This window comes from Pseudomonas sp. SORT22, assembly GCF_018417635.1.
GTDB lineage: Bacteria > Pseudomonadota > Gammaproteobacteria > Pseudomonadales > Pseudomonadaceae > Aquipseudomonas.
Genome location: NZ_CP071007.1, coordinates 1301745 through 1327726 on the forward strand (window position 1 = coordinate 1301745; position 25982 = coordinate 1327726).

The following is a 25982-nucleotide window of genomic DNA, read 5'->3' on the forward strand; positions in this document are numbered from 1 at the left end:
TCAAGTCCGGTGAATCACGGCGATCAAGGAGCGTAGCGACATGCAGGTAATTCAATTCAAGGGCGTACGCCTGTGGCTGCTGCTGATGTTTGGCAGCCTGCTGGCCGGTTGCGGGATCAACAACATCCCCAACTACGACGAGCAGGTAAAGGCCGCCTGGGCTCAGGTGCAGAACCAGTACCAGCGCCGCGCCGACCTGATTCCCAACCTGGTCGAAACGGTCAAAGGCTACGCCAGGCAGGAGCAGGAAACCCTGACCGCGGTCATAGAAGCCCGGGCCAAGGCGACCTCGATCCAGGTCGATGCCAGTACGCTGGACGATCCACAAAAGTTGCAACAATTTCAGCAGGCGCAGTCGCAGCTGACCGGGGCCTTGAGCCGCTTGATGGTGGTGTCCGAGCGTTACCCGGACCTCAAGTCGAACCAGAACTTCCTGGCCTTGCAGTCGCAACTGGAAGGCACCGAGAACCGCATCGCCGTGGCGCGCAAGGATTTCATCGCCGCCGTGCAGCGCTACAACACCGAGATTCGCACCTTTCCCGGGCGACTCTGGCACAGCGTGATGTACAGCGACCTGCCGATCCGCGAGAACTTCGAGGCCACCAGCGCCGATGCCGAAAAAGCGCCTGAAGTGAAATTCTGATGCGCCTGTTCAAGCTTGCGCTGCTGCTAGCGCTGCTGATCGCTACGCCGCTGCGCGCCGAGCTCAGCTTCCCGGCGCTGAGCGGGCGGGTGGTGGACAACGCCGGCCTGCTCGACGGTGCCAGCCGCAGCCAGCTCGACAACATGCTCAAGGCCCATGAGCAGGGCACCGGCGAACAGGTCGTGGTGGTGACCCTGGCCGACCTGCAGGGGCAGAGCATCGAAGACTACGGCTACCAGCTCGGCCGTCACTGGGGCATTGGCCAGAAAGGCAAGGACAACGGCGCGCTGTTGATCGTCGCCCCCCAGGAGCGCAAGCTGCGCATCGAAGTCGGCTATGGCCTGGAAGAGCGCCTGACCGATGCGCAGTCGTCGGTGATCATCAACCGCATCATCACCCCGGCGTTTCGTCGTGGCGAGTACAGTCAGGGCATCGTCCAGGGCACGGCGGCGATACTCCAGGTGCTGGGCGGCAACCCCTTGGCCGAGCCTTCGCGGGCGCTGGGCAACGATGGCCAGGACGGTGCGCCGGCCTGGGGCATCGGTTTGTTCATCCTGCTGATCCTGGTGGTGTTCGCCCTGCAGTCGCTGGGCCTTGGCGGCAGCGGGCGCGGCGGCATGGGCGGCGGTTTCGGCGGTGGCTACGGCGGCGGTGGTTTTGGCGGCGGCGGTGGCGGAGGGGGCTTCAGCGGTGGCGGGGGCAGCTTCGGCGGCGGTGGGTCGTCGGGGGGCTGGTAAATGAACAACAACGGGTAGCGCAGCGCATGACTTTGCTCACTGAACAACAACAGCGCCAGGTCGCTGAAGCCATTGCCCGGGTCGAGCGGCATACCGATGCCGAACTGGTCACGGTGCTGGCCAGCCGCGCCGACGACTATGCCTATATCCCCTTGCTGTGGGCCAGCCTGCTGGCCCTGGTGGTGCCGGGCGTCGTCCATTACCTCAGCGGCTGGATGAGCGTGCACAGTTTGCTGATCGTGCAGTGGCTGACCTTTATTGCCTTGTGCCTGCTGTTTCGCATCCCGTCGCTGACCACCCGCCTGATTCCGCGCTCGGTGCGCCACTGGCGCGCGGCGAACCTGGCCCGCCGGCAGTTTCTCGAACAGAACCTGCACCACACCGTGGGTGGCACCGGCATGCTGATCTTTGTCAGCGAGGCCGAGCGCTATGTCGAGATTCTCGTCGATGAAGGCATCTCCCGGCACCTGGACAACAAGGTCTGGGACGCGATCGTCAAGCGCTTTACCGCACAGGTGCGCCAGGGCCAGACGCTGCAGGGGTTCGTCAGTTGCATCGAGGCCTGCGGCGAGCTGCTGCGCACCCATGTGCCGCAGACTCACGAGCGCAACGAGCTGCCCAACCGCCTGGTGGTGCTCGGTTAGCCGCGGCGGCATCGGTCGACAAAAGCTGTGCAGGGAAAGCGCATCCACGTAAAATTCCCGGCACTGCGCATCCCTGCGCCCCCTCCGCAACCCGAGGCACCCTTTCCCGATGTCCGATTCCCCCACCGCCCAGGCCGCGCCGGATGCGCGTGCGCAGTTTCTGAGCCTGCTCGCCACCAGCCTGGAACAGAACGCCCTGATCAAGCTGGTGCTGGCGCGCCATGTCGGCAACGAAGAAACCCTGCAGCGCATCATCGCCAAGCCGCTGACAGTCAAGGGCCAGGCTTGCGTGTCGTTCGTCTACCGCTACAAGACCCGCGACATCACCCGCAACCTGGGCAACGATGAAGCCCTGGCGCTGGTCGATGAGCTGCTGCCGGCGTCGTTTCGCAACGCCCATCTGCTCAGCCTCAGCGACGAAGCGCAGCTGGAATTCAGCAAGAAGGGCAAGCCGATGCTCCATCGCAGCGCCGTGCAGCAGGCGCGCCAGGCGCCGGCCGGGGAGCATGACCGCGAGAAAAAGCGCTACCTGGAGCTGAGCCGGCCGTTCTTGCACGACCTGGGCGTGACCGACAAGCAGCAGGCGCTGATCCCGGCGATGTCGCGCAAGTGGAAGCAGATCAACAAGTTCATCGAAGTGTTTTCCCATGCCCTGAATTCGGCGCCGCTGGCCGCCGACCAGACGCTGCGGGTGGCCGACTTCGGCTCGGGCAAGGGCTACCTGACTTTCGCCATCCACGATTACCTGCGCAATACCCTGCAGCGCGAGGCGCAGGTTACCGGCGTCGAACTGCGCGCGGACATGGTCGAGCTGTGCAACGCCGCGGCCTCGCGCCTGGAGCACCCGGGCCTGGTGTTCGAATGCGGTGACGTGCGCAGTGTGGTGCCCAGCGCCATCGAGGTGATGATCGCCTTGCATGCCTGCGATATCGCCACCGATTACGCGATTCATACCGGCATTCGTTGCGGCGCGGCGATCATCATGTGCTCGCCGTGCTGCCACAAGCAGATCCGCCCGCAACTGCACAGCCCAGGCTTGCTCAAGCCGATGCTGCAGTACGGATTGCACCTGGGCCAGCAGGCCGAGATGCTCACCGACAGCTTGCGCGCCTTGTACCTGGAAGCCTGCGGTTACGAAACCAAGGTTTTCGAGTTCATTTCCCTGGAGCACACCAACAAGAACAAGATGATCCTGGCGGTCAAGCGCCAGGCACCGGTTGAGGCTTCAGCATTGTTGGAGAAGATCCAGCAGCTCAAGGACTTCTACGGGGTCAAGGAGCATTGCCTGGAGACCTTGTTGCGCGCCGATGGCTTGATTCCTGCCTGAATCATCGGGACGCCTTGACTTGACCCGCGATCGCGTCAGCCCAGGCCCCGCACAGGCGCAGGCTGCACCCGGGTCTTGCGCCCCAGCACCACCGTGGCAATCACCCCGGCGGCAAACAGCCAGGTAATCGGCTCGACCTGCTCGCCAAAGAACAGCGCCGAAAAGGCGATGGTGAAGAAGATCTGCAGCAGCTGGATCTGGCTTACCCGGGCAATGCCGCCCAAGGCCAGCCCGGCGTACCAGGCAAAGAAGCCGATGAACTGCGAGAACAGCGACACATAGCCGAACGCCCACCAGGCCTTGGCACTTACCGGCCCCTGGTGCTGCAGGGCCAGGTAGATCACCGGCCCGAGCAACAGCGGCGCCGACAGCACCAGCGCCCAGCAGATCACCTGCCAACCGCCCATTTCCCGCGCCAGCCGGCCGCCTTCGGCATACCCCAGGCCGCCCACGGCAATCGCCGCGAGCATCAGCAGGTCGCCGGCCTGGATCTGCCCGGCGCCCATGATCATCGCGTAGGCCAGCACCAGCGCACTGCCCAGCGCGGCGCAGGCCCAGAAGGCTTTCGATGGCCGCTCATGGGACAACCAGGCGGCGTACACTGCCACGCATAAAGGCTGCAGGCCGTTGACCAGTGCTCCGTGGGACGCCGGCACGCTTTGCATGGCCCAGGCCGAGAACACCGGAAAGCCGAGGATCACCCCCAGCGCTACCAGGCTCAGGCCCTTGATCTGCGCCCAGGTTGGCCATTTTTCCCGGCGCCAGAGCAGCAGCGCCGCAGCCGGGATCGCCGCCAGCAAGGCCCGCCCCAGGCCGTTGAGCAAGGGGTGTAGCTCCTGCACGACGATGCGCGTCATGGGCAGGGTCAGGCTGAAAATAATCACACCGAGAAGGCCAAGGGCCATCCCGGTGTTTTCGCGGCTGGACATACGGAGCGCCTGTGGCAGATAAGTGCTTTCATTGAGCCACAGGGCGGACGGATGATCTTGTTACAGTTGCTGACAAGTTCATCCGTACAGTTGCCTCAGAAGAAGCGGGTGATGCTGACCTTGGCGTTCCGGCCCTGGCTGTAGGCGTACTCGCCACTGAGTTCGGAGCGGTAGTCCTTGTTGAACAGGTTGTCCACCGTCAGGTTCACCTCGGTGCCTTTCAGGTAAGGCTGCTGCGGCTTCCAGTTGGCGAACAGGCCATGGATCTGATAGTCGTCGTTGGCATAGTGGTCGTAATAGCGATCACCCAGGGCGCTGGCCGGGCCTTCGCGGTAGTTGTCGCTCGGCAGGCGGTCGGTCTTGCGCACGAACTGCGCCTGCCAGCCGACCTTGGCGTCCCAGCTGGGGATCTTCACACCCAGGGTGGTGATCCATTTCGGTGCCGGAATGTCCTTGGCCCAGACGTCCGGCCCCCAAGGGTTGGTGTAGGCACCTTCATGGCGGCCGGTCATCCACGAGTAGGACACCGAACCGAACAGGTAGGTCGAGTCGTAGAAGCTTTCGACCTCGAAGCCCTTGATGGTCACACCCTTGAGGTTGCGGTAGTTGGACATCAGGCCTTTACCGCAGGCGTCGGAGATGCTTTCGCCCTTGGCCAGCTGTGCTTCGCAGCCGATGCCGGTGGCCTTGAAGATCTCGTCCTTGATCTCGTTACGAAACAGCGTGGTGCGGATCTGCATGCTGTCGTCAGCGGTGAAGACGTTGGCAAAGTCGGTGACGTTACCGGCACGCAGGGCGGTGATGCGTTCCGGGTCGAGGTTGCGGCTGCTGGCGGTGCGGCTGCCGATGCCCTGGACTTCGTATTGCTCATCAAGCACCGGAGCGCGCCAGGTCTTGCTGTAGTCGGCAAAGAAGGCGGTGTTGGCGGTGGCTTTCCAGAACACTGACAGGCGTGGCGACCAACCGGTGTAGGTTTTTTCGCTGTAGTCGTGGCCATTCTCGGCAACGTTGTAGTACGGCGCCTGGTTCGGCTTGCCCTTGTTGGCAACATGGTCGTAGCGCAGCGACGGGGTGATGGTCACGTCACCGAGGGTGATGGCGTCCTGGATGAAATAGCCCTGGCTGTCGACGGTGCCGCTGGGCATGAAGTACGGCTGGTAGTGGCCGTTGTTGTACTTGGGAATCTCGTAGCTTTTGCCGGGCATCCACATCTGTGTGTCACGGTCGTGGTGGCGGATCTGAAAGCCGCTGGTGAAGGCGTGCTCCAGCGGGCCGGTGGTAAACAGGCTGGTGTTGCGCACATCGAGCATCTGGTCCTGGTATTCGGTGTCCATCTTGCGCCCGCCGGTGGACGGCTGGAAGAACGCCGTGGCATCGCGCTCATCGGTCTGCTTGGTGTCGGACTCGGAGTATTTGACCTGCAGGTCGATCAGCGGGTTGTTCACCGGCTGGTACTTGTAGGTGGTCGACCAGGTGGTGTCGGTGGTCGTGCGATTGGCCAGGAAGCGCTTGAGGGCATCCTTGTAGCCGAACCTGTTGATGTCCGACTGGGTCGGCGGCGTCGGGTAGGCGGTGGAAGAGAACGGCGCCCAGCGCTCACTTTCCGAGCGCGACCAGGAGAAGCCCAGGCTGTGCTCGTCGGTAAAGTGCATGTTGGCCTTGAGCAGCGCGCCGTCCAGGTCCAGAGCACTGTTGGGCAGGCGCTGGGGGTTGATCGGGTAGCGGCCCTCGGGGTCGGGCAGGGTACCGGCCAGTTTCATGTCATCGCCGTCGCGCTTGGTCAGGTACACCAGGGCGTCCATGCGGCCATCGTCGGTGCGACCGAACAATGCCGAGCTGTAGACCTGCTGATGGTCGTTGCTGGCATAACCATACTTGAGCATGGCGCCGCTGTTGCGACCTTCCTGGAGCAGGTCGGGGGCGTCCTTGGTGGTCATGTTGACGCTGCCGCCGAAGCCGCCGTTGCCGGTGTAGATCGAGTGCGGGCCCTTTTCTACTTCGATGTTCTTGATCAGCTCCGGCTCGATGAAGATGGTGCCTTGCTGATAGCGCTCAAAGCCGCTCTTGGTCGCGCCGTCGACGGTCATCGGCACGTCTTCGGCATCGCCCAGGCCCCAGATGTTGATGGTCTGGCCGCCAGGCTTGGCCGAACCGCCCATGTTCACCCCGGGCAGGGTCGCGAGCACGCTGGGGATGTTGCTCGGCTGATAGCGGTCGATGTCTTCCTGGGTCAGGGTCGAGCGGCCGACGGTGCTCGGGTCGACCTGCTGGCCGTTACCCACCACGCTCACCGCGCCAAGCTGGATGCTGTTGTCGGCGGTAGCATCGTTGTCTTCACGCAGGCGCACCACATAGGTGTTGCCGACCTTGACCAGGGCAAAGCGGCTGTTGTGCAGCAACTGGCTGATTGCTTCGAGCGGTTCGTAAGCACCTTGCAGCGCCGGGGCCTGGACGCTGTTGAGCAAGGATTCGTCAAACAGCAGTTGCAGCTTGGCCTGCTGCGCCAGCTGGCTCAGCGACGTCGCCAGCGGCTGCGCCGGCAGGTTCAGTTGCACCGGTGCGGCCTGGGCCTGCAGGCTCAGGGCCAGGCACGCGGCCAGCAGCGAAGGACGAACAGACAACGGCTTGAAAGGAGCAAACGCACGCAAGATAAAACCCCCCAATACGGCAACAAAGGCCAGAAAAGGCCTGCAGTGATTACGCAGACGGGAGGAAGACGCAGGGCTGCGGAAAACCCTCACATGCGAATGAAAAATATTCTCAAATTACTGTTTGCGTTCGATCCGCACCCGACCGTCGGCAAGGTTCACCGCCTTGATCGGCAGCAGCACTGGCAGCGCAGTGAGCAGGGCGTCAGGGTCGTTGACGTCAAGATTGCCCGAGACCTTGTAGCGGCCCAACGAGGGATCGGCGAGCAGCACCGGTGCCGTACGGTAAAGCGACAGTTCGTCGATCAGGCTGGCCAGTTCGCGGTTGCGAAAACTCACGTGGCCGCTGCGCCAGTCGGCGATTTCTGCAGCGCTCAGGTTGTGCACGTTGAGGCTGCCGCGGGCCAGGTCATAAACCGCTCGCTGGCCGGCGCTCAATAGCAGCGGCGGGCGATTCTCGCCGGGGGTTTCCAGCGCTACCTGGCCGTGGGCGACGCTGAGCACCAGCTCCTGCTGGCCACGGCGCAGGTCGAAACCGGTACCCACCACGCGTACCCGGGCGTTGCCGGCATCGACGAACAGCGGCCGCTCCTTGTCGGGCGCCACTTCGATGTACAGCTGGCCCTGGTCGAGGCGAATCAGCCGGCGTTCGTTGTCAAAACTCAGGCTCAGCCGGGTGCGGGCGTTGACGTCCAGCTGGCTGCCATCGGGCAGGGCCAGGTGTTGTGGGCGTTCGCTCTGCGCGGCCAGCTGTTGCTGGTGATGGCGGTTCGGCAGGCCCAGGTTGGCCGCCAGCAGCGCACACACCAGCCCGGCGGCGATGGCCAGGGCCGGGCGCCAGCGCAACGGTTGGCGGCTGGGCAGGGCGACCGGTTTGTTCAGGCTCTTGAGCGCAGCCAGGTCGTCCCAGAGCTGTTCGAACTGGGCATAGGCGCGGGCATGCTCGGGGTTTTGCAGCCACTGGGCGAAGGCCTTGCGGGCTGCGCGCGAGTTGTCGTTGCGGTTACGGGTAAACCAGCTGGCCGCCTGGGCATCGATGCTGCGCTTATCGATTTCAGGAGTGGGGGTCATTCTGGCTGCTCCATGCCGTTGTCACTGTCCAGGCGATGCTTGCAATGCAGCAGGGCCGCGGCGATGTGCTTTTCCACCATGCTTACGGAAATGCCCATGCGCGTGCTGATCTGCGCCTGCGTCAAACCTTCGAAGCGGTGCAGCATAAGGGCTTCGCGGCGGCGCGGCGAGAGTTCGGCGAGGACAAGTTTCAATTGTTCCAGGCGTTGTTGCTGCTGGGCATGCTTGAGCGGGTCGCTGGCTGTGCCGGCCGGTGTCTGTTCGCTGGCCTGGGCATCCTCGTCGAGCACGCTATGGCGCACCTTCTGCCGACGCCAGTGATCGCTGAGCAGGTTGCGCGCCATCTGGAACAGAAACGCCCGTGGTTGCTCGACCCGCGCCCGGTCGCGATAGCCCAGCCACTGGGTGAACACGTCCTGGGTCATGTCTGCCGCATCGTTGGCATTGTCCATGCGCTTGCGCAAAAAATGCAGGATGTCGGCATAGAACCCGCGGCAGGTGTCGTGGGCAAAAGGGTCGGGTTTGGGGCGCGGCATGCAAGCTTTCCAGGACGGACCGGAGAGAAAGGTTGCGAATGGTATCGAGAATAATTGTTATTTACCATGCCTGTTTTTGTCGCCGCTCAATGCCGCTTGCGGATCGGCACCGGCACCGGCACTTCCAGCCCGGGCGCTCCCAGCGGGTGGCTGCTGGCATCGAAGAAGTGCAATTGCAGCGTGGGCATATCGGCAAAGCGCTGCACGTAGTGCTGCTTCTGGCTGATGATCGAGGCTGCGCTTAACGGCCGGATGGCGATGGTCAGGTGCGCCGGGCGTGCTTGCTTGATCGCCTCCAGCAGGTGGCGGTCGGTGCTGTCCAGGTGCTGGCCGAAAATGCACAGGCCGCCTTGATGGCCGGCCAGTTCACCAAGCGCCCAGCTTAAGTAATCGGAACTGCGGATGGCCTTGAGCTTGTCGTCGCTGCTGCTTTCGTTGACGAACAGCGGCACATCACCGGGGGTGTTGACGGCAAAGCCGTCGAGCAACTGGCCGTCGCTGGCGCTGCGCTGGCGGGTGCTGCCGTCCTGCTGCTTGAGCAGGTGCAGGCCGCCGTGCAGGTACAGCAGGCGCGTGCCCGGGCCGCGAGTGCGGCGGATATCGAAGTTGCCGTCTTCGTCGAACAACTGCTGGAAACCTTCCGGCTTCTGGCTGGCGGCCCAATGGCAGATCAGGTCGTAGTTGCTGGAGTAGACGCTCTGGTAGTTGCCCAGCTCGCGGTTGATCTGTTGCAAGGTCTGGCTTGGCAGCATGCGCCAGGGGATGTGCACGCTGCGGATGGCGTGGATCAGCGCTTCCTTGATCGCGTAGTAGCGGTTCAGCGGCGCCGAGGAACTGATCGCCAGCGCGGCGTTGATCCGCACCGTGGTGTTCAGGGCACTGAGCACCGGTTCGAACAGCTCGCTGCCCAGCGACTTGAACAGCGCCTGATCGCTCAGGTTCAGGGGCTTGTGCCGCACCCGCTGGGCCTCCTCGAACAGCGAGAAGTAGCTGAACGGCCGCCACAGTGCACGGCTGGCGCCATTGCCCAGCAGCAGGCCGCTGCAGGGGTGACTGGCGTTCAGGTCTGGCCAGTGGTTGAGGCTGGCGTCGAGGTCGGCGTGGGGCATCGGGCATCTCTGTGGCAGGGCAGGCAATCGCCGGCGACTTTAGCATGCAACCGGTCTGTCATCAGCGTTGGCGACTATGCTGGATTCGCTGCGCAGCAAAGGAAGCCTGAAGATGTTCAAAACCGTTAAACATGTATGTTGCCTGGCGCTATTGCCGCTGGCGGCGCTGGCCGAGGCCGGGCCGGGCACTGAATTGGCCAGGGCGCAGGGCATTGCCTACCCGGCGGTGATCGCCCATCGCGGCGCCTCGTATGATGCACCGGAGTCCACGGCGCCGGCCTACCGGCTGGCACGGGAGCTGGGCGCCGATTACCTGGAGCTGGACCTGCAACGCTCCAGCGACGGCGTGCTGGTTGCTGTGCATGACGATAACCTGCTGCGCACCAGCGACGTGGCCGAGCGCTTTCCCGAACGCCAGGACCAGCCGGTGAGTGCCTTCACCCTGGCCGAGCTGAAATCCCTGGACGTCGGCAGCTGGTTCAACAAGGCCTACCCCGAACGTGCCCGGGCAAGCTTCAAGGGTTTGAAAATCCAGACCCTCGATGAAGTCATGGGCATCGCCGCGGCCAATCCGCAGCGCCAGCCCGGCTTGTACATCGAAACCAAGGTGCCGAACCTGTTTCCCGGTATCGAAGCCGACCTGAACAAAGCCCTGCAGGCCCGTGGCTGGCTCGAGCGGCCGGGCAGGGTGGTGCTGCAGAGCTTTGACCGCAACAGCCTGGCGCTGCTGCACCAGCACATGCCCCAGGTGCCCAAGGTGCTGTTGCTGTGGATCGGCAAGGGCAGCATCGAGCCCGCCTCGCAGCAGACCTTCGCCGAATCCGGTGAAACCGACAAGGCCGCCTTCTATGCCCGTCAGCAACCCCGGGACAAGGCCGAGTTCGTGCGCTGGCTGGATTACGCCAAGGCCGCCGGCGCCATCGGCACCGGACCTTCGGCGGCGCTGGCCGGGGGCGGCGCGCAGAGTTACGCCGACCTGGTGCAGCCGTGGATGAACCAGCTCAGCCACGACAAGGGCCTGCTGGTGCACGTGTACACCGTCGATGAACCGGTGGATTTTCGCCAGGTGCTGGAGGCGGGTGTGGACGGCATCTTCAGCAACCGCAGCGGCCAGCTGCTGCGCTATCTGGGCCGCCCCAGTGCCCGCAGCGAGGCGCAGATCCTGCGTGCCGAGGGCTACTGAGAGGCTGGCTGGCGCCGCGCGGCTGCCGTAGACTTCGCGCCTTGCACGGACTTTCAGGACACTGCCCCGATGACCTTTTCGCTGCTGCTCGCGGTAATCGCTTCCGGTTTTATCTACGGTATTACCCCGGGCCCCGGCGTGCTGGCGGTGCTCGGCATTGGCGCCACCCGCGGGCGCCGCGCCGGCGCGGGGTTTCTTTGCGGGCACTTGCTCGGCGATGTGCTGTGGTGCAGTACCGCATTGGTGGCGATCGTCGGTGCCCGGCAAATCGGCAGTTCGGTGTTCGACATCCTCGGTGTGATCAGCGGCCTGTACCTGTTCTGGCTGGGCATGCGCGCCTTGCGCAGCCGCCCGGGCAGTGGCGACGGCGAGCAGGGGCCGGTGCGCAAGCCGTTCTGGCATGGCGTGGTATTTGGCCTGACCAACCCCAAGGCCTACCCGGTGGCGGTGGCGACGTTCACCGCCTTGCTCTCGAGCCGCGCCGAAGCGCTGGACTGGTCGATGCTGCCAGCCTTGATCGCCCTGAGCTTTGTTGGCGGCTTGCTGGCCTACCTGATTCTGATCGGCGTGGTCGGTGCCCGTCATGTGCGCACCCTGTACACCCGCTACGAGCTGTGGATCACCCGCGCCTGCGGGGTGATGTTCATTGGCTTTGCCGTCAATGCCCTGGCCCACGCCTTGCCGGGGCTGCTGCCGCGCAACAGCTGAGGGCTGGCAGAAGGCCGCACAGGTATGTGAGAATGATATGAATTCCTATTCATGTTCATCTTCCACGCCGGACCTTCATGACTTCGCTCTCCATGCCCTGGACCGCCGCTGCTCCGGCCCTGCAGGCGGTCGTCGACGATCTGCTGGCCAATTACAGCGACCTGCGCCGTTACCTGTGCGGCCGTCTGCGCAACCCGGATGATGCCGCCGACATTGCCCAGTCAAGCTTTGCCCAGGCTTACGCCCATGCTCTGAACGCGCCAGTGGTCAACGCCCGGGCGTTACTGTTCCAGGCCGCGCGCAATCTGTGCATTGATCAGTACCGGCGGCGCAGCAACGAGCTGGCGGCGCTGGAAGACTGGCTGAGCCGCGTCGATGTGCTGAGCCCCAGCGTCGAAGACATCATCATCGCCCGCGAGCAGCTGCAGCAATTGATCGAGCGTATCGAGCGCATGCCGCGCCTGCGCCGCGAGGTGTTCGTCCGTGTGCGTCTGCACGGCCAGCCCCATCGCCAGGTATGTGCTGAACTTGAGCTGTCGGCCAAGGCCGTAGAGCTGCACATCGCCCGGGCGGTGTTCGATTTGTCCGAGCTGAGCCTGGCGGCACGGCATGTCTGAGTCGTCGCCGGTTTCTCCACGCAAGGTGCAGCAAGCCCTGACCTACCTGGCCGCGCTGAACAGCGACGACCCGCAGCGGGTGCAGCAGACACGTGGCCAGCTGGAGCGTTGGCGCGGCAAAAGCAGTGAGCACGAACGGGCCTGGCAAGAGGCCGAACAACGCTGGCAACTGGTGCATCGGCTGACCCCGCAACTGCGCACGGCAGTAACCCCGGAGCCGGTTAATCTCAGTCGTCGGCGTCTGCTGCGCCAGGGCGGCGGCTTGCTGGTGGCGGTGGCCGGGGCCAGTTGGCTGGGCTGGTTGTGGCGGCGTGCGCCGCAGTTCGATCGCCTGCTGCAAACCGTGCATGCCGAGCCGCCGCGGCAGGAGATTCTGCCCGATGGCAGCCAATTGTTGCTGGCGGCCGAAACCAGCTTGCGCATCGAGTACAGCAACGGCTTGCGCCAGGTGCGCCTGCTGCAGGGCAATGTCTATTTCGATGTGGCGCGCGAGCGCTTGCGACCGTTTTTGATCAGCACCCGCCTGGGCGAGGTGGAAGTGCTGGGCACGGCCTTCAGCGTCAGCGATCGCGGTGGCGAGATTCAGGTCGCGGTGGCTCGCGGGCGGGTCGAGGTGCGTGGCCTGCGTGAGGGCTCGCAGGTGTTGCAGGCGGGTGAGCGCATCAACCTCGACGCATATGGGCGCCTGCTCGCGCGCAGGGCTGATGCGCATGCTGCAGCGAGTCTTGAGCATTGGCAGCGGGGCTGGTGGTCGTTTACCGATACGCCGCTGGCCGAGGTAATCGCCGAGGTCAACGCCTATGCCCTGCAACCGGTGACCCTCGCGGCTAGCGCCGCCCAGTTGCACCTGACCGGTAGCTTCCCCAGCAACCAGCCGGAAATGCTCCTGCAGGCGCTGCCGAAAATCCTCCCGGTGAGCCTGGTCAACCAGGGGCAGCAGCGCACCCTGCAACGGCGCTGAAAATAATTTTGAGGGGTAACGCCGAGGTGGCCCGTCTTCATCGCTGAACCCACCTCTGCAAGGACAGATCATGTCGCTTCCCCATGCCCGCCCGGCACACCCTGTGGCTTTTCCCGGCACCCTGCGTCGATTGGCGCTGGCCTGTGCCCTGGGCAGCGCCAGCCTGTTGCCGTTGAGCGCGGCCGATGCCGGCGCTCTGGCCGCCGATGCGCAGGCCTTGAGCCTGAACCTGCCGGGCCAGTCCCTGGAAGCCGCGGTGCATGCCCTGGCCCGCGAAGCCGGGGTGGCCATCGCCGCCGACAGCCAGTTGCTGGCTGGCCGTAGCGCCCCGGCCTTGCAGGGCCGGTTCACCTTGCAGCAGGCCTTGCAGCGCTTGCTGGCCAACAGTGGCCTGGTGGCCAGCGAAGAGAACGGCGTGATCATTCTGCGCAGCCTCGACAGCGATGGCGCCCTGACCCTTGGCGAGCTGAACATCAACGCCAACAGCAACGCCAACGGCATCCCCGAGGCCTACAGCGGTGGCCAGGTCGCCCGTGGCGCGCGGCTGGGCATGCTGGGCAATCGCGAGGTGATGGAGACGCCGTTCAACGTCACCGCCTACACCGCCCAGCACATGGAGAACCAGCAAAGCGGCACGGTTGGCGCGGTGCTGCGCAACGACCCGTCGATCCGCTTCAGTACCGGCGAAGGCCACGCCTACGAGAACTTCATGATTCGTGGCTACTCCCTCGATTCCACCGAGCTTGCGCTGAACGGCCTGTACGGCCTGGCCCCAGACGGCCACGTGGCGACCGAGTTTCTGGAACGTGTCGAGGTGCTCAAGGGCCCCGGCGCCTTGCTCAACGGCATGGCGCCCAACGGCGGTGTCGGCGGGGTGATCAACCTGGTGCCCAAGCGCGCCGGCGAAGCACCGCTGACGCGCCTGACCAGCAGCTACGTGTCCGACGGTTATGTCGCCAACCATATCGACCTGGGCCGGCGCCTGGGCGATGAGCAGCGTTTCGGCATCCGCTTCAACGGCGTCTACGGCAGCGGCGAAACCGGTGTCGACGAGCAGTCCAAGGACCGCACCCTGGCGTCGCTGGGCATGGACTATCGCGGCGATGGCTGGAAGCTCGAGCTGGACGCTTACGAAAGCCATGAAAAGCTCGAAGACGGCAGCCCGATGATGGCCGGCTTCAGCAAGCTGGGGCATGTCACCAAGGCGCCGAAACCGGACACCAACATCCTCGACGGCATCTACGCCAAGCAAGTCAGCAAGGCCGTGGTGCTGCGCGGCGAATACGACCTCAACGATGACTGGACCGCCTACGCCAGCGTCGGCAGCGCCCGCACCCGCTACAAGGGCTTTCTCAATGGCACCCGGGTGATCGTCACCGGCGCCAACGGCGATGCCAGCGGCGAGACCTACAACCAGGCCGGCTACACCCACAGCCTGTCCACCGAAGCCGGGGTACGTGGCAACTTCGTCACCGGCCCGGTGAACCACCAGGTGGTGTTGAGCACCACCTTGCTGCACCAGGACATCGGCCGCGCCGCCACCGTCACCAGCAAGAAATACGTGACCAACATCTACCACCCGGGCAAGCCGATCATTGCCGGCGATATCGGCTCCAGCGACAAGACCGGCGACAACACCCTGTCCAGCTTCGCCGTCGCCGACACCCTGGGCTTTATCGACGACAAGGTGCTGCTGACCCTGGGCGTGCGTTCGCAACGGGTGCGGCAGAAGATGAGCAACCCGGCCTACGACGAACGCGCCCTGACCCCGGCCCTGGGCCTTGTGCTCAAGCCCTGGGACGCGCCGGTGTCGCTGTACGCCAACTACATCGAAGGCCTGACCCAGGGCGGCATGGTCACCGACCTTGCCGCTGCCAACTACGGCGAGCAGTTCGCCCCGTACAAGGCCAAGCAGATGGAGGCCGGGGTCAAGTGGGACCTGGGCGACTTCACCCACACCCTCAGCGTGTTCCAGATCGAGAAGCCGAGCATGCTTCTGGACCGCGCCAGCAACCGTTACACCGACGATGGCGAGCAGCGTAACCGTGGCGTGGAATGGAACCTGTTCGGCTCGCTGACCCCGAGTGTGCGCCTGCTCGGTGGCGTCACCTACACCCGCGCCGAACTGACCCGCACCGCTGGCGGCAGCTTTGACGGCAACACCGCCCGTGGCGTGCCGGCCTGGTCGGCCAACCTCGGCGCCGAGTGGGACACCCCCTGGATCCAGGGCCTGACCCTGACCGCGCTGGGCATCCACAGCAGCTCGCAATACCTCGATAGCGCCAACGACCTGAAGATCCCGCAATGGACCCGCTATGACCTCGGCGGTCGCTACAGCACGCGTATCCTCAGCAAGGACGTGGTGCTGCGCGCAAGCCTGGAGAACGTCGAGAACCGCGCCTACTGGGCCGGAGTGTTCAACGACGGTTACGCCACGGTCAGCGAGCCGCGCACGCTGAAACTCTCCGCCAGCATCGATTTCTGAGGTGACCATGCAAATATTCAATCAATGGCGCTGCGCCCTGGCGCTGGCCCTGTGCATGAGTGGCAGCGCGATGGCCAGTAGCGGCAACCTCCTGCAACCTGGGCAAACCGTCAGCGCCAGCTTTGCCCAGGGCCAGCAATCGGTCTGGACCTTGCAGCTCAAAGCCGGCGACCTGGTTCAGGGGCGGCTGCAGGGCGATGCCAGCCTGCGCCTGCTCGATGCCCAGGGCCAACCTGTACGGCTGCTCATCGATGGCCAGGACCAGCCGCGCGAGTTCATTTTCATCGCCGAGCGCGATGGCGCCTATGGCCTGCGCGCCGAGGCGCTGGCCAGCCGCGCGCAAGCCACTTATGCACTGACCCTGAAGCAAGTAATCGCGGCCAGCGAGCAGAAGCGCACGGCCGCCCCGTTGCCAAGCCCGACCCTGCGCGAGTTGCAGCAACAGCTGGCTCAGGGCGCGAGTACCGAAGCCTTCTGGCAGGCCCGTCAGCAGCAGGGCACGCCGATGGTCGAAAGCGTGGCAGACCAGCCCGGCATGGCCCTGGTGACCTTCCTCTGGCGCGGAGCGCGGGACAACGTGCGGGTGTTCGGCGCGCCCTCGGGCAATCATGATGAACTGCAACGCCTGGGCGACAGCGACGTGTGGTTTCGCAGCTATCTGCTGCCGGCGTCTGCGCGCTTGAGCTACCAGATGGCCCCGGACGTGCCGGCCTCGGATGATCGGCGGATGATCCTCGCCAGCACCCGCCGCGATCCACTCAACCCCAACGGCTTTGCCGATGGCAGCGGCGACCCGTTCCTCTCGCGCTCACGCCTGGAATTGGCGGCAGCGCCTGCGCAACCCTGGGTTGCCGAGCGTCCCGGCATTGCTCGGGGCAGCCTGGAACGCAAGGTGTTGAGCAGTAAATTGCTCGGCAACGAGCGTGACGTTTACCTGTACCGCCCGGCGCAGTGGCAGCCGGGCGCCAAGGGCCAGGGTTTGCTGGTGCTGTTCGATGCCCACGCCTATACCCGCCAGGTGCCGACCCCGACGATTCTCGACAACCTGATCGCCGATGGCCTGATCGCGCCGACCGCGGCGTTGATCATCGCCAACCCCAGTGACCTCAGCCGCCAGCAGGAACTGCCGCCCAACCCGCAGTTCGCCCGCTTCATGGCTGAAGAACTGATGCCCTGGGCGCGCCGGCAAGGTCTTGCGGCAGCGTCAGAACGCACGGTGGTGGCCGGTTCCAGCTACGGCGGCCTGGCGTCGGCCTACCTGGGTCTCAAGCACCCGCAGCTGTTCGGCAATGTCTTGAGCATGTCCGGTTCCTACTGGTGGGGACGTGAGGGCGAAGAGCCGGGCTGGCTCACCCGCGAATACGTCAAGGCGCCCAGGCAAGCGCTGCGCTTTTACCTGCAGTCGGGCCTGTTCGAAGGGCCGAAAATCCTCGACACCAACCGCCATCTGCGTGACGTGCTGCTGGCCAAGGGGTATGCGGTGGAGCAGGTCGAGTACCCGGCCGGGCATGATTACCTGCAGTGGCGGGGCAGCTTGCCGTGTGGCTTGATCAGTTTGATCGGCAACGTTGCGCAAGTGCCCGAGGCCTGTCAGCTCCGGTAATGGCTCGATCGCGGGGCAAGCCCGCTCCTACCCATCTGTAGGAGCGGGCTTGCCCCGCGATGCCGTTTCCATCCCCGGCACCGTTGCCCTGCGACTGCGATTGCGCCACAACCGATACGCCCGGATCCCCGAGCGTACCGAGCCAAACAACAAGCCGTTCTCCATCTCCCGGGCGATCCCCGAGCGCACCAGCATGCGCAAGAAGCGCCCGCGTGCCCGGGCGATACCGAAGTAGATGCCGCGGGCTGTCAGGGTATCGCGCACCTCGCGCAGGGCCGCAATACCGCTGACATCGATGGAACTGACCGCTTCGGCATCGAACAGCACCGCGCGCGGCTGCTCCTCGCGCTGCACCGCCTCGAGCAAACGCATCTTGAAGTAGTCGGCATTGAAGAACAGGATCGCATCGTCAAAGCGATACACCACCAGCCCCTGCACCGTGCGCGCATCCTGGTGGCGGCGGATGTCGACCTGGCCTTCGATGCCCGGCACCCAGCCGAGCACCGCATCGGTAGGCTGGTAGATGCTGTAGAGCAAACGCAGGATCGCCAGGGTCACAGCGATGATGATGCCTGGCAGCACACCGACGCCGAGCACGCCGACGGTAGTCAGCACGCACAGCCAGAACTCGAAGCGGCTGAGGCGGTAGATTTTTTTCAGCGACTGCACATCGATCAGCCCCCAGCCGGCCATCAGCAAAACCGCACCGAGGGCAGCCTGGGGAATCCAGGCCATGGGCGTGGTGAAGGCCAGCAGGATCAGGGCGATGACCAGGGCGGCGATAATCCCCACCAACTGGCTTTTGCCGCCGACCATGTCGTTGACCGCGGTGCGCGAGTCGGCGCCGCTGATGGCAAAGCCCTGGGAAACCCCAGCGGCGATATTGGTGACCCCGAGAGCAAGGAACTCATGGTTGGCGTTGATCGCATAGCCATGGCGGGCAGCAAAGCTGCGGGCAGTCAGCATGGCGCTGCAAAAGCTCACGGTGGCGATACCCAGGGCGTCGCGCAACAGGCTTTTCATTTCTTCCAGATTGGTTTGCGGCCAGGCCAGTTCCGGCATGCCGGCCGGCACCGGGCCGAGGATCGCCACGCCAAAGCGGTCGAGGCCAAACAGCCCGACTACCAGGGTGGCCACTGCCACGGTGACCAACGCCGCCGGCAGGCGCGGGTAGCGGCGCGGCAACCAGATCAGCAAACCCAGCCCGGCAACGCCGATCACCAGGGTCAGCCAGTGGATTTCGCCCAGGCGCTGCAGCAGGTTGATCAGGCTGAGGACAAAGCCGTTGCCCTCGATCTGAAAGCCCAGCACCTTGCCCAGTTGCCCGGCCAGCAGGCTCAGGCCGATACCGTTGAGGTAACCGATAAGGATCGGTCGCGAGAAGAAACTGGCAATGAACCCGGCTCGCGCCAGCCCGGCACCGATCAGCATCAGGCCAACGAGGATGGTGACAATCACCGACAACTGCGCCAGCCGCGCCGGGTCGCCCATGGCCAGTGGCGCAATGGCCCCGGCGACCATGGCGCAGGTGGCGGCATCCGGGCCGACCATCAACTGCCGCGAACTGCCGATCAGCGCATAGACCATCATCGGCAGGATGCACGCGTACAGCCCGTACTGCGGTGGCAGGCCGACGATCTGCGCATAGGCGATGGCGATGGGAATCTGGATCGCCGCCACCGACAGGCCGGCCTGCAGGTCATGACGAAACCATTCGCGGCGGTACTGCAACAGATTGGCCAGGCCAGGCAGCCAGCGGGAGAGAAACATGCACGGATCCTTTCGAGTGTTTCGCGGTGGGCTATTAAAGCGCAGCGCGCGGCGCCTGGGCAGGGCGCCAAGTCAAAAACACTGCTGTTAAGTCTGGCTCAAGCCGTGGAGAATGCCGGCCGATTACAGGGACAGTGAATGGATACCGATGGAACGCAGGATCAATCGCTGGAAAAAGCGCGCAATGTTGCTGAGCCTGGCCTGGTGCTGTAGCGCCCAGGGCCAGGGCGACATCTTTGGTAGCGGCGGCGACGTCGATGGCATGTTGACCCTTGGAGCCACGTTTTATCTGCCCTTCATGCTCACTGGCGCAACCACTTATGGACCCACCATGGCCTCTGAGGCCAGTTCCGGCAAAGATGGCAAACGCGTGATGGCGCAGGCTCGCGACGATGCTGCGGCGTTCATTGCCAGCGACGGGGCTTACCGGGGTGTCTATCTGGAATCGGCGTTGAACTGGTTGCGTAGCGAAGGGCGTGCGCCAGGCGCAACGGATCGCGAGCTGGCCCAGGGAATACTGGTGCTGGCAGCAGTTGAAGCGAAGGGGATCTAGCGAAACAGCCACCAGAGTGGTGGCCAGGGCCTCAGCGGCGCTGAAACCTGAAGGAAGCTGGAGCGGGTGAAGGGAATCGAACCCTCGTTATCAGCTTGGGAAGCTGGAGTAATGCCATTATACGACACCCGCTTTCAGGGCTGACTTTGTACCAGAACTTCGTCGCGATTTGAAGCCCTATGTTGCTTAAGCGTCATCTGCCGGTGGCCAGTAGCGCGAGGTCGTGCATCTTCTGTTTGGCCTTTTGGGCCGTTGATGCAGGAGGCTGCGCTACCGGCGACCGTGTCGCTCAGATAGCCAGTGCATGATGCTCCTGGGTGTAGCTGTAACGCGGGCGCGATTCCTTCAGGGCAGGTTTGAGAAAACCCAGCAGGGCTTCGCGGGTATCGCGGCAGGCGGCCTTGTGTTCCATGTCGAGGAAGTGGCCGGTGGCGCGGATCTCGCGAAAGTGGCTGTTGCGCACGTGTTGGCCGAACTGGCGGGCATCTTCGGTGGTGGTGTATTCGTCCCACTCGCCATTTATGAACAGCACCGGAATGTCGATCACCCGCGCCGCCCGCAGGGCATTGCCCAGGTCGTGGTCGAGCACCTGGTTGATGTGAAAGTGCATCTGCGCGTATTCGTGGTTGTCCAGGCTGCTGACGTGGCGGTAGTTGAAGCGCTTGAACAGCGACGGCAGGTGCTTGCCGATGGTGTCGTTGACCAGGTTGCCGACCCGGTAACGATCGCAAGCGCTCAGGTACTGGCAGCCGCGTTCGAGGTAGTCGCGCATCGGTTCGTTGATTACCGGCGAGAACGAGCTGACCACCGCCTTTTCGATGCGCCGCGGCTTGTGCGCCAGGGCCAGCAGGGTGCAGGCGCCGCCCCAGGAGAAGGACATGACATGATCGGCGCCAAAGTGGTCGATCAGCTCCAGGAGGATCTGCCCTTCGGTTTCCTTGGTCAGCAAGTGTTCGTTGCGGTTGTGCGCCTTGGACTTGCCGGCGTAGGGCTGGTCATAAAGCACCACGTTGAATTGCGGGTGCAGGTTGCGCACCGTCTGGGCAAACGAGGCCGTCGTGGCCAGCGAGCCATTGATCAGGATGATCGTCTTCTCAGCGGCATCTGCGCGATAGAACTCCGTGTAAACCCGATACTGACCTTGTATATCAAGCACAGCGATTTCTGGCCTCATGTCGTCGACTCCTGGCGCAAAAAGGGTGTTCGCACATGCAAGGATGCGCGTTCTTTATGACAGGTAGGCATACGCCTTGAAGAGAAGCTGAGGGCCCTGGTCGATCCATGTGGCACGTTGGTCGACCGGTATTGTTCTAGGAGGGCAATCTGCCGGACGCCGGGGCTTCGAGGCACTGGTCGCTGGCAAAAAGGTGTCTTGGACTACGATCGTGACTGGCTGGTCACATGCAGACCGACGATTGGATTCAAGCAGGCACCCGGCCAACCCGCAAGTGCCTTTCGGGCAATTGACGAAAATTTTCCGCCAGGCGGTCGCAGGCTCAGATTGCCCGGATTTCTTCAGGGTAGAGCGCGCGGTACTGACCGGGCTGCAGGTCGGGGTCCAGCTGCAACGGGCCCATGCGTTCGCGGTGCAGGCGCACGACCTTGTTGTCGAAGTGGCCGAACATGCGCTTGACCTGGTGGTAGCGGCCTTCGACGATGCTCAGGCGCGCGCTGCGTGGGCCGAGCAAGGTCAATTCGGCGGGCAGGGTGGTGAGGTCTTCAAAGGCGAAGTAGAAACCCTGGCGGAATTTCTCGATGTAGTGCTCGCCGATCTCCTGCTCGGTCTCGACGTAGTAAACCTTGGGCAGCTTGGTCTGCGGCTGGGTCAGGCGCCGCGACCACAGGCCATCGTTGGTCAGCAGCATCAGCCCGGTGGTGTTGAAGTCCAGGCGCCCGGCGATGTGCAAATCTTCGGTGTCGGCTTGGTCGATCAACTCGATCACCGTGGGGTGCTGCGGGTCCTGGGTGGCGCTGACGCAGCCCTGGGGCTTGTGCAGCATCAGGTAGCGCAATGGGCGCCCGGCCTGCAGCAGTTGCTCGTCGACCTCGATGCGGCTGAATTCGCGCACCTGGAAGCGTGGATCGCTGACCTGCTGGCCATCCACGCGCACGCGCCGTTCGACCAGCAGCAAACGCACGTGCTGACGGCTGAAGCAGGGCAGGTTGCTGAGGAAGCGATCGAGACGCATACAAAACCAGGTGCAGGGCGCGACAGTTTAACCGGCTGGCGTGGCCTTGGCTGCCTGCAATTGCGCCTCGACCTCGGCGCAGCGCGGGCACAGGCAGGCCTGGTTGCGCAGTTCGGCGGGCAGGGCTTCGAGTACCTTAGGGTCGATGCTCACGCCGTAGCACCAGCAGGCCTGGGCGGCCGTGCGCGGGTCGGCCAGGCTGCAATCGTTGCTGGCGCCGCAGGCGGGGCAGCGGCGGCTGTCATTCATGATCGGGGCTGTTCATGGTCGGTTCGGGGTATCTCGCTGCAGACACGGTTGCGCCCACTTTGTTTGGCCCGGTACAGGGCACGGTCGGCGCGGGCGATCAGGCTGTGCAGGGTATCGTCGGCCTGCAGGTTGCTCAAGCCGATGCTGGCGGTCAGGTGGATCGGCTGCTCGGCATAGGTAAAGGCCAGGGCCTCGGTCTTGCTGCGAATTTTTTCGGCCACCGCCGCGGCGTTCTGGCTGTCGGTGTCCTTGAGCAGCACGATGAATTCCTCACCACCCCAGCGGCAGATGATATCAGCATGGCGCAGGCATTCCTCCAGCACCTGGGCGAACTGGCGTAGCACTTCGTCGCCGGCCAGGTGGCCATGGGTGTCGTTGAGCGCCTTGAAGTGGTCGAGGTCGATCAGCAGGGCGATCAGCGGCTTGGGTTCGCGCTGGGCTTCCTGCAGCGCTTGCGCGGCCAGCAGGTCGAAGCCACGGCGGTTGGGCAGGCCGGTGAGGCTGTCGAGGGTGGCCAGGGCTTCGATGTTGTCCTGATGGCGCTTGACCATGGCATTGAGCAGCGACAACACCACCAGGGTGATCATCGCGCAGATCGCCAGGTTCAGGTACAGCGACTGGCGAATGGCATCCATGGCGCCGTCTTCGCGCTTGTCGACGAACAGGTACCAGTTCAGCTCCGGCACCAGGCGCACGTTGAGGAAATGACTATGGCCATCGCTGCTGTTGTATTCATGGCTGCCGCTGACCGGTTGTGGCATTTGCCCGAGCCCGTCCAGTTCGACCAGCGGCTGCCCGGTCCTGGCGCCATGGGGACCGCCATTGGAGCCGGTAAGTACGATACGCCCCTGCGGATCGACGAAGAACACCTGGCGCTGGTAGCGCTGCTGGTAATCGTCGATCAGGCGGATCACCGCCTCGACCGTCAGGCCGATGCCGGCAACGCCGATGAACTTGCCGTCGTAATCGAACACCCGGTAGTTGATGAACACCGTGAGGCGGTCCTGGTTGGCCATGTCGAGGTCGACGTTGATCTCGTAGGGCGTGTTCATTTTCAGTACCCGCTGGTACCAGGCATCACGGGGTTCTTGCGGGTCGATTTTCTTCAGAACGCCTTTGGTCTGGTAATAGATACCGCTGTTGCTGGAGACGAAGAACGCCGTATAGGCGTGGTGCTGGCGCATGATTTCGTCCAGGTAACGGGTGACCTGGGCGGTGTCGCGCTCGCCGCCCAGGGCCCAGTCGCGCAAGAAGGTGTCGTGAGCCATCATCGACGAGATCAGGATCGGGCGTACCAGGTCTTTCTGGATTTCCGAATAGACCGTATCGGAGGTCAGCGGCAGCTCGGTGTTGACGATGTTGTCGCGAATCGAGCTGCGTGAGGCGAAGTAGCTGAGCAGGGAGGTCGCCAAGAAGCCGCAGGCGAGCAACAGCAGTAATGTCAGGATCAGCGAGCGCTGCGAAAACAGGGCGGAACGAGGCGGCATGACATTCCCGGTCTGTAGGCCAATGGCCTTCATTCTAGTGGTGTGGCAGAAAAATAACTTTACGATTTTTAAGGGTATCGGCCTTGTATCAATTTATTGCAGCAATGGCACCGGACCTGGTTTTGACAGTCTTATTCAATGTCGATGAACACTTGCCGATCGACGCCGACCAGCGCCGCTGGGATGGGCAGTTTCGCGGTCCGGGAGGCCGCCATGTATCGCCGACTTTTGCTGCTTGCAGTGTTGGGTTTGCTGACCACCGCCTGTGTCCCCTATGGAGGTAACGGTTACTACCGCACCGAGGTCTACACCGCCGATCGCTATGGCTATCCGGGTTACTACCGGCCGTCGTATCCCTACAGCCGCGGCTATTACGTAGCGCCGCAGCCGCGCTACTACGTGGCACCACCGCCGCGTTACTACGCGCCGCCACCGCATTACTACCGTCCGGCGCCCCACGGCTATTACCGGGAAACGCCGCATAACTACTACAAGCCTTACCCGGGGCGCAGCCATGACCGCTACCGCCAGGGATCGTCACGTCACGAGCGCAGCCGTGACGGCTGGCCGGATCGCAACTGGCGCCGCTGAGGCGCCATTCAGGCCAGGTCCGCCAAAGGGTGACGACCTTCCCACGCCTTGCTGAAATGCGCTTCAACCACCGCCGTTGGCACCTGGGCGATATCTGCCCAGTGCCAGCGCGGTTTTTGGTCCTTGTCGATCAGCCGCGCGCGCACCCCTTCGCTGAACTCCGGATGCTGGCAGCAATTGAGGCTCAGGGTGTATTCCATCTGGAACACCTGGGCCAGCGACAGGTACTTGGCACGCTGGATTTGCTCCCAGACCAGGTGCGCGGTCAGCGGGCAGCCTTCGAGCATGGTCTGCGCGGCCTTGGCCAGCAGCGGGTCGGCGTGGTTGCGCAACTGGGCGATGGCACGCCAGGCGCACACCGGGTCGGCGACATCCAGCAACGCGTCGATCTGCTGGCGCCTGGGCAGCCACTGGGCTTCGGGCCTTTGCGCCTGGGCGCCGTTCTGCTGGGCCTTGAGCAGGCTGTTGAGCTGCAGGGCGGTCTGCTCCTGCCAGTTCAATTGCAGCAGGTCGTCGAGCAACTCTTCCTGCTGGCTTTCGCCCAGCAGACGGTCGGCCAGGCCCAGGTCGAGGGCATCGCTGGCGTTGATCGGCGCGCCGGTAAGGCCGAGGAACAAGCCCAGCTTGCCGGGCAGGCGCGACAAGAACCAACTGCCGCCGACATCCGGATACAGGCCGATGCTGATCTCCGGCATGGCCAGGCGGCTGCTGGGGGTGACCACGCGTACACTGGCCCCCTGCAACAAACCCATGCCGCCACCCAGCACATGGCCGTGGCCCCAGCAGATCAGCGGCTTGGGGTAGGTATGCAGGCGGTAGTCGAAGCGGTATTCGGCGGCAAAGAACTGCGCCGCCAGGGGCGGTACCCGGCCGGGATGGTCAAGGCAGGCCTGGGCCAGGCTGCGCACCTCGCCACCGGCGCAGAAGGCCTTGGCGCCTTCGCCGCGCAGCAGCACGCAGACCACATCCGGGTCATCGGCCCAGGCCTTGAGCTGTTCGTCGAGTACCTCGATCATCGGCAGCGACAAGGCATTGAGGGTTTGCGGCGTATTGAGGGTGGCAACGCCGATGCGCGCGCCGTCGACGCCGGTGAGTTCTTCGCACTGTACTGCAGCCATGGGCGACCTCGTGGTTGATCCGCACAAGTATGGCCGCTGCTGGCGATTTCGGCGGTCGCCGGTCGGATCGATTGACAAGCGCAGGCGGCTTTCCTAGTGTCGCGCCATTGTTTTACGGACCCGACCATGACTGACGACGATCGCATCAAACTTGAACCGAGCTGGAAAGAGGCCCTGCGCGCCGAATTCGACCAGCCCTACATGCACCAGTTGCGCGAGTTCCTGCGCGAAGAGCACGCTGCCGGCAAAGAGATCTACCCACCTGGCCCGCTGATCTTCAACGCCCTCAACTCCACCCCGCTGGACCAGGTCAAGGTGGTGATCCTCGGCCAGGACCCGTACCACGGCCCGGGCCAGGCCCATGGCCTGTGCTTTTCGGTGCAACCGGGGGTGGCGACGCCGCCGTCGCTGGTGAACATCTACAAAGAGCTGCAGCGTGACCTCAACATCGAGATCCCCAAGCACGGCTGCCTGCAATCCTGGGCCGAGCAGGGCGTGTTGCTGCTCAACACCACCATGACCGTCGAGCGCGCCAATGCCGCGTCTCATGCCAACAAGGGATGGCAGTTCTTCACCGACCGCATCATCGAAGTGGTCAGCGAGCACCAGCCCAACAGCGTGTTCCTGCTCTGGGGCGCCCATGCCCAGAGCAAGCAGAAACTGATCGATGCCACCAAGCACCTGGTGCTCAAGTCGGTGCATCCATCGCCGTTGTCGGCCTACCGTGGCTTTCTCGGCTGCGGGCATTTCAGCCAGGCCAACCGCTTCCTCGAGCAGCGCGGGTTGACCCCGATCGACTGGCGTTTGCCACCGGTTTAACGCTG

At 64.0% G+C, this 25982-nt stretch carries 24 protein-coding genes and 1 tRNA gene; 13 read left to right on the forward strand and 12 right to left on the reverse strand.

From position 1 onward, the window contains the following. Positions 1-40: 40 nt before the first annotated feature. From JYG36_RS06170 to JYG36_RS06185, 4 genes are all read left to right on the forward strand, one after another. A complete protein-coding gene (locus JYG36_RS06170) occupies positions 41-643 on the forward strand; it encodes a LemA family protein (protein ID WP_213603377.1) in 603 nt (200 codons plus the stop codon). Further along, positions 643-1380 carry a TPM domain-containing protein gene (locus JYG36_RS06175; RefSeq protein ID WP_093379987.1) on the forward strand — a complete coding sequence of 246 codons (738 nt, stop codon included), beginning with the start codon at positions 643-645 and terminating at the stop codon, positions 1378-1380. Before JYG36_RS06170 ends, JYG36_RS06175 begins: the two co-directional genes overlap by 1 nt. 26 nt (positions 1381-1406) lie before the next feature. Further along, a complete protein-coding gene (locus JYG36_RS06180) occupies positions 1407-2024 on the forward strand; it encodes a TPM domain-containing protein (RefSeq protein WP_093379990.1) in 618 nt (205 codons plus the stop codon). Positions 2025-2133: 109 nt separating this feature from the next. Continuing rightward, positions 2134-3351, forward strand: coding sequence for a class I SAM-dependent methyltransferase (locus JYG36_RS06185; RefSeq protein WP_093379993.1), 1218 nt, complete (start codon positions 2134-2136; stop codon positions 3349-3351). 35 nt (positions 3352-3386) lie between these two features. Here JYG36_RS06185 and JYG36_RS06190 read toward each other — a convergent pair whose 3' ends face one another. The 5 genes from JYG36_RS06190 to JYG36_RS06210 all read right to left on the reverse strand — a co-directional run bounded on the left by JYG36_RS06190 (position 3387) and on the right by JYG36_RS06210 (position 9644). Further along, positions 3387-4280, reverse strand: coding sequence for a DMT family transporter (locus tag JYG36_RS06190; protein WP_045197562.1), 894 nt, complete (start codon positions 4278-4280; stop codon positions 3387-3389). Positions 4281-4375: 95 nt separating this feature from the next. Next, positions 4376-6931 carry a TonB-dependent receptor gene (locus JYG36_RS06195; protein WP_371128669.1) on the reverse strand — a complete coding sequence of 852 codons (2556 nt, stop codon included), beginning with the start codon at positions 6929-6931 and terminating at the stop codon, positions 4376-4378. 114 nt (positions 6932-7045) lie between these two features. Further along, positions 7046-7999 (reverse strand): FecR family protein, encoded by a 954-nt coding sequence (locus JYG36_RS06200; RefSeq protein ID WP_195884914.1) that lies wholly within the window; start codon positions 7997-7999, stop codon positions 7046-7048. After that, positions 7996-8535 carry an RNA polymerase sigma factor gene (locus JYG36_RS06205; RefSeq protein ID WP_093379999.1) on the reverse strand — a complete coding sequence of 180 codons (540 nt, stop codon included), beginning with the start codon at positions 8533-8535 and terminating at the stop codon, positions 7996-7998. The genes JYG36_RS06200 and JYG36_RS06205 overlap by 4 nt, the downstream gene beginning before the upstream one ends. Positions 8536-8621: 86 nt before the next feature. Further along, positions 8622-9644 (reverse strand): DUF4917 family protein, encoded by a 1023-nt coding sequence (locus tag JYG36_RS06210; RefSeq protein ID WP_093380001.1) that lies wholly within the window; start codon positions 9642-9644, stop codon positions 8622-8624. Between the two features lie 112 nt (positions 9645-9756). On the opposite strand from JYG36_RS06210, the gene JYG36_RS06215 reads away from it, so the two are divergent. The 6 genes from JYG36_RS06215 (at position 9757) to JYG36_RS06240 (ending at position 17201) form a co-directional block, all read left to right on the forward strand. Next, positions 9757-10827: a glycerophosphodiester phosphodiesterase gene (locus JYG36_RS06215; RefSeq protein WP_093387320.1), complete on the forward strand. Its 1071-nt coding sequence runs from the start codon at positions 9757-9759 to the stop codon at positions 10825-10827. Between the two features lie 69 nt (positions 10828-10896). Next, on the forward strand, positions 10897-11535 hold the full coding sequence (locus tag JYG36_RS06220) for a LysE family translocator (RefSeq protein ID WP_045197570.1): 639 nt from the start codon (positions 10897-10899) through the stop codon (positions 11533-11535). 77 nt (positions 11536-11612) lie between these two features. Further along, positions 11613-12152 carry an RNA polymerase sigma factor gene (locus tag JYG36_RS06225; protein ID WP_213603380.1) on the forward strand — a complete coding sequence of 180 codons (540 nt, stop codon included), beginning with the start codon at positions 11613-11615 and terminating at the stop codon, positions 12150-12152. Next, a complete protein-coding gene (locus JYG36_RS06230; protein ID WP_093380007.1) occupies positions 12145-13113 on the forward strand; it encodes a FecR family protein in 969 nt (322 codons plus the stop codon). The genes JYG36_RS06225 and JYG36_RS06230 overlap by 8 nt, the downstream gene beginning before the upstream one ends. A gap of 70 nt (positions 13114-13183) precedes the next feature. Continuing rightward, positions 13184-15598, forward strand: coding sequence for a TonB-dependent receptor (locus JYG36_RS06235; RefSeq protein WP_213603382.1), 2415 nt, complete (start codon positions 13184-13186; stop codon positions 15596-15598). A gap of 7 nt (positions 15599-15605) precedes the next feature. Further along, the gene (locus tag JYG36_RS06240; protein ID WP_249744402.1) at positions 15606-17201 is read left to right on the forward strand and encodes an alpha/beta hydrolase-fold protein; all 1596 of its coding nucleotides are present in this window, start codon (positions 15606-15608) and stop codon (positions 17199-17201) included. 27 nt (positions 17202-17228) lie between these two features. Here the strand turns inward: JYG36_RS06240 and JYG36_RS06245 are convergent, their stop codons facing one another. Further along, positions 17229-18971 (reverse strand): SulP family inorganic anion transporter, encoded by a 1743-nt coding sequence (locus JYG36_RS06245; protein ID WP_045197579.1) that lies wholly within the window; start codon positions 18969-18971, stop codon positions 17229-17231. Positions 18972-19119: 148 nt separating this feature from the next. Here JYG36_RS06245 and JYG36_RS06250 point away from each other — a divergent pair, with 148 nt between their 5' ends. After that, positions 19120-19524 carry a DUF2388 domain-containing protein gene (locus JYG36_RS06250; protein WP_213603384.1) on the forward strand — a complete coding sequence of 135 codons (405 nt, stop codon included), beginning with the start codon at positions 19120-19122 and terminating at the stop codon, positions 19522-19524. 58 nt (positions 19525-19582) lie between these two features. Here JYG36_RS06250 and JYG36_RS06255 read toward each other — a convergent pair. The 5 genes from JYG36_RS06255 to JYG36_RS06275 all read right to left on the reverse strand — a co-directional run bounded on the left by JYG36_RS06255 (position 19583) and on the right by JYG36_RS06275 (position 23449). After that, positions 19583-19656: transfer RNA gene (locus tag JYG36_RS06255), tRNA-Gly, on the reverse strand. A gap of 157 nt (positions 19657-19813) precedes the next feature. Further along, positions 19814-20698, reverse strand: a complete 885-nt coding sequence (locus tag JYG36_RS06260) for an alpha/beta fold hydrolase (protein ID WP_213603386.1) — start codon at positions 20696-20698, stop codon at positions 19814-19816. A gap of 322 nt (positions 20699-21020) precedes the next feature. Beyond that, positions 21021-21713 (reverse strand): pseudouridine synthase, encoded by a 693-nt coding sequence (locus tag JYG36_RS06265; protein WP_213603388.1) that lies wholly within the window; start codon positions 21711-21713, stop codon positions 21021-21023. A 27-nt stretch (positions 21714-21740) separates the two neighbouring features. Further along, entirely contained in the window at positions 21741-21962 is a 222-nt protein-coding gene (locus JYG36_RS06270; protein WP_045197585.1) for a cysteine-rich CWC family protein, read from the reverse strand. Next, on the reverse strand, positions 21959-23449 hold the full coding sequence (locus JYG36_RS06275) for a sensor domain-containing diguanylate cyclase (RefSeq protein ID WP_045197587.1): 1491 nt from the start codon (positions 23447-23449) through the stop codon (positions 21959-21961). The genes JYG36_RS06270 and JYG36_RS06275 overlap by 4 nt, the downstream gene beginning before the upstream one ends. Positions 23450-23662: 213 nt before the next feature. Between JYG36_RS06275 and JYG36_RS06280 the strand changes: the two genes are divergently transcribed. Next, on the forward strand, positions 23663-24040 hold the full coding sequence (locus tag JYG36_RS06280; RefSeq protein ID WP_213603390.1) for a hypothetical protein: 378 nt from the start codon (positions 23663-23665) through the stop codon (positions 24038-24040). A gap of 8 nt (positions 24041-24048) precedes the next feature. On the opposite strand, the gene dspII is transcribed toward JYG36_RS06280, so the two are convergent. Continuing rightward, positions 24049-25158, reverse strand: coding sequence for an enoyl-CoA hydratase/isomerase DspII (dspII, locus tag JYG36_RS06285; RefSeq protein ID WP_045197589.1), 1110 nt, complete (start codon positions 25156-25158; stop codon positions 24049-24051). Positions 25159-25284: 126 nt separating this feature from the next. Here dspII and ung point away from each other — a divergent pair, with 126 nt between their 5' ends. After that, a complete protein-coding gene (ung, locus tag JYG36_RS06290) occupies positions 25285-25977 on the forward strand; it encodes a uracil-DNA glycosylase (RefSeq protein ID WP_213603392.1) in 693 nt (230 codons plus the stop codon). The last annotated feature ends 5 nt before the right edge of the window (positions 25978-25982 follow it).

Excerpts from the sequence above, each read along its gene's own strand:
- ung (WP_213603392.1), top strand. The coding sequence starts at position 25,285 with ATGACTGACGACGATCGCATCAAACTTGAACCGAGCTGGAAAGAGGCC.
- JYG36_RS06185 (WP_093379993.1), top strand. The coding sequence starts at position 2,134 with ATGTCCGATTCCCCCACCGCCCAGGCCGCGCCGGATGCGCGTGCGCAG.
- JYG36_RS06215 (WP_093387320.1), top strand. The coding sequence starts at position 9,757 with ATGTTCAAAACCGTTAAACATGTATGTTGCCTGGCGCTATTGCCGCTG.
- JYG36_RS06275 (WP_045197587.1), bottom strand. The coding sequence starts at position 23,449 with ATGCCGCCTCGTTCCGCCCTGTTTTCGCAGCGCTCGCTGATCCTGACA.
- JYG36_RS06260 (WP_213603386.1), bottom strand. The coding sequence starts at position 20,698 with ATGAGGCCAGAAATCGCTGTGCTTGATATACAAGGTCAGTATCGGGTT.
- JYG36_RS06280 (WP_213603390.1), top strand. The coding sequence starts at position 23,663 with ATGTATCGCCGACTTTTGCTGCTTGCAGTGTTGGGTTTGCTGACCACC.
- JYG36_RS06270 (WP_045197585.1), bottom strand. The coding sequence starts at position 21,962 with ATGAATGACAGCCGCCGCTGCCCCGCCTGCGGCGCCAGCAACGATTGC.
- JYG36_RS06240 (WP_249744402.1), top strand. The coding sequence starts at position 15,606 with ATGCAAATATTCAATCAATGGCGCTGCGCCCTGGCGCTGGCCCTGTGC.
- JYG36_RS06175 (WP_093379987.1), top strand. The coding sequence starts at position 643 with ATGCGCCTGTTCAAGCTTGCGCTGCTGCTAGCGCTGCTGATCGCTACG.
- JYG36_RS06170 (WP_213603377.1), top strand. The coding sequence starts at position 41 with ATGCAGGTAATTCAATTCAAGGGCGTACGCCTGTGGCTGCTGCTGATG.
- JYG36_RS06220 (WP_045197570.1), top strand. The coding sequence starts at position 10,897 with ATGACCTTTTCGCTGCTGCTCGCGGTAATCGCTTCCGGTTTTATCTAC.
- JYG36_RS06205 (WP_093379999.1), bottom strand. The coding sequence starts at position 8,535 with ATGCCGCGCCCCAAACCCGACCCTTTTGCCCACGACACCTGCCGCGGG.
- JYG36_RS06210 (WP_093380001.1), bottom strand. The coding sequence starts at position 9,644 with ATGCCCCACGCCGACCTCGACGCCAGCCTCAACCACTGGCCAGACCTG.
- JYG36_RS06235 (WP_213603382.1), top strand. The coding sequence starts at position 13,184 with ATGTCGCTTCCCCATGCCCGCCCGGCACACCCTGTGGCTTTTCCCGGC.
- JYG36_RS06230 (WP_093380007.1), top strand. The coding sequence starts at position 12,145 with ATGTCTGAGTCGTCGCCGGTTTCTCCACGCAAGGTGCAGCAAGCCCTG.
- JYG36_RS06180 (WP_093379990.1), top strand. The coding sequence starts at position 1,407 with ATGACTTTGCTCACTGAACAACAACAGCGCCAGGTCGCTGAAGCCATT.
- JYG36_RS06225 (WP_213603380.1), top strand. The coding sequence starts at position 11,613 with ATGACTTCGCTCTCCATGCCCTGGACCGCCGCTGCTCCGGCCCTGCAG.
- JYG36_RS06250 (WP_213603384.1), top strand. The coding sequence starts at position 19,120 with ATGGAACGCAGGATCAATCGCTGGAAAAAGCGCGCAATGTTGCTGAGC.
- dspII (WP_045197589.1), bottom strand. The coding sequence starts at position 25,158 with ATGGCTGCAGTACAGTGCGAAGAACTCACCGGCGTCGACGGCGCGCGC.
- JYG36_RS06190 (WP_045197562.1), bottom strand. The coding sequence starts at position 4,280 with ATGTCCAGCCGCGAAAACACCGGGATGGCCCTTGGCCTTCTCGGTGTG.
- JYG36_RS06245 (WP_045197579.1), bottom strand. The coding sequence starts at position 18,971 with ATGTTTCTCTCCCGCTGGCTGCCTGGCCTGGCCAATCTGTTGCAGTAC.
- JYG36_RS06265 (WP_213603388.1), bottom strand. The coding sequence starts at position 21,713 with ATGCGTCTCGATCGCTTCCTCAGCAACCTGCCCTGCTTCAGCCGTCAG.
- JYG36_RS06200 (WP_195884914.1), bottom strand. The coding sequence starts at position 7,999 with ATGACCCCCACTCCTGAAATCGATAAGCGCAGCATCGATGCCCAGGCG.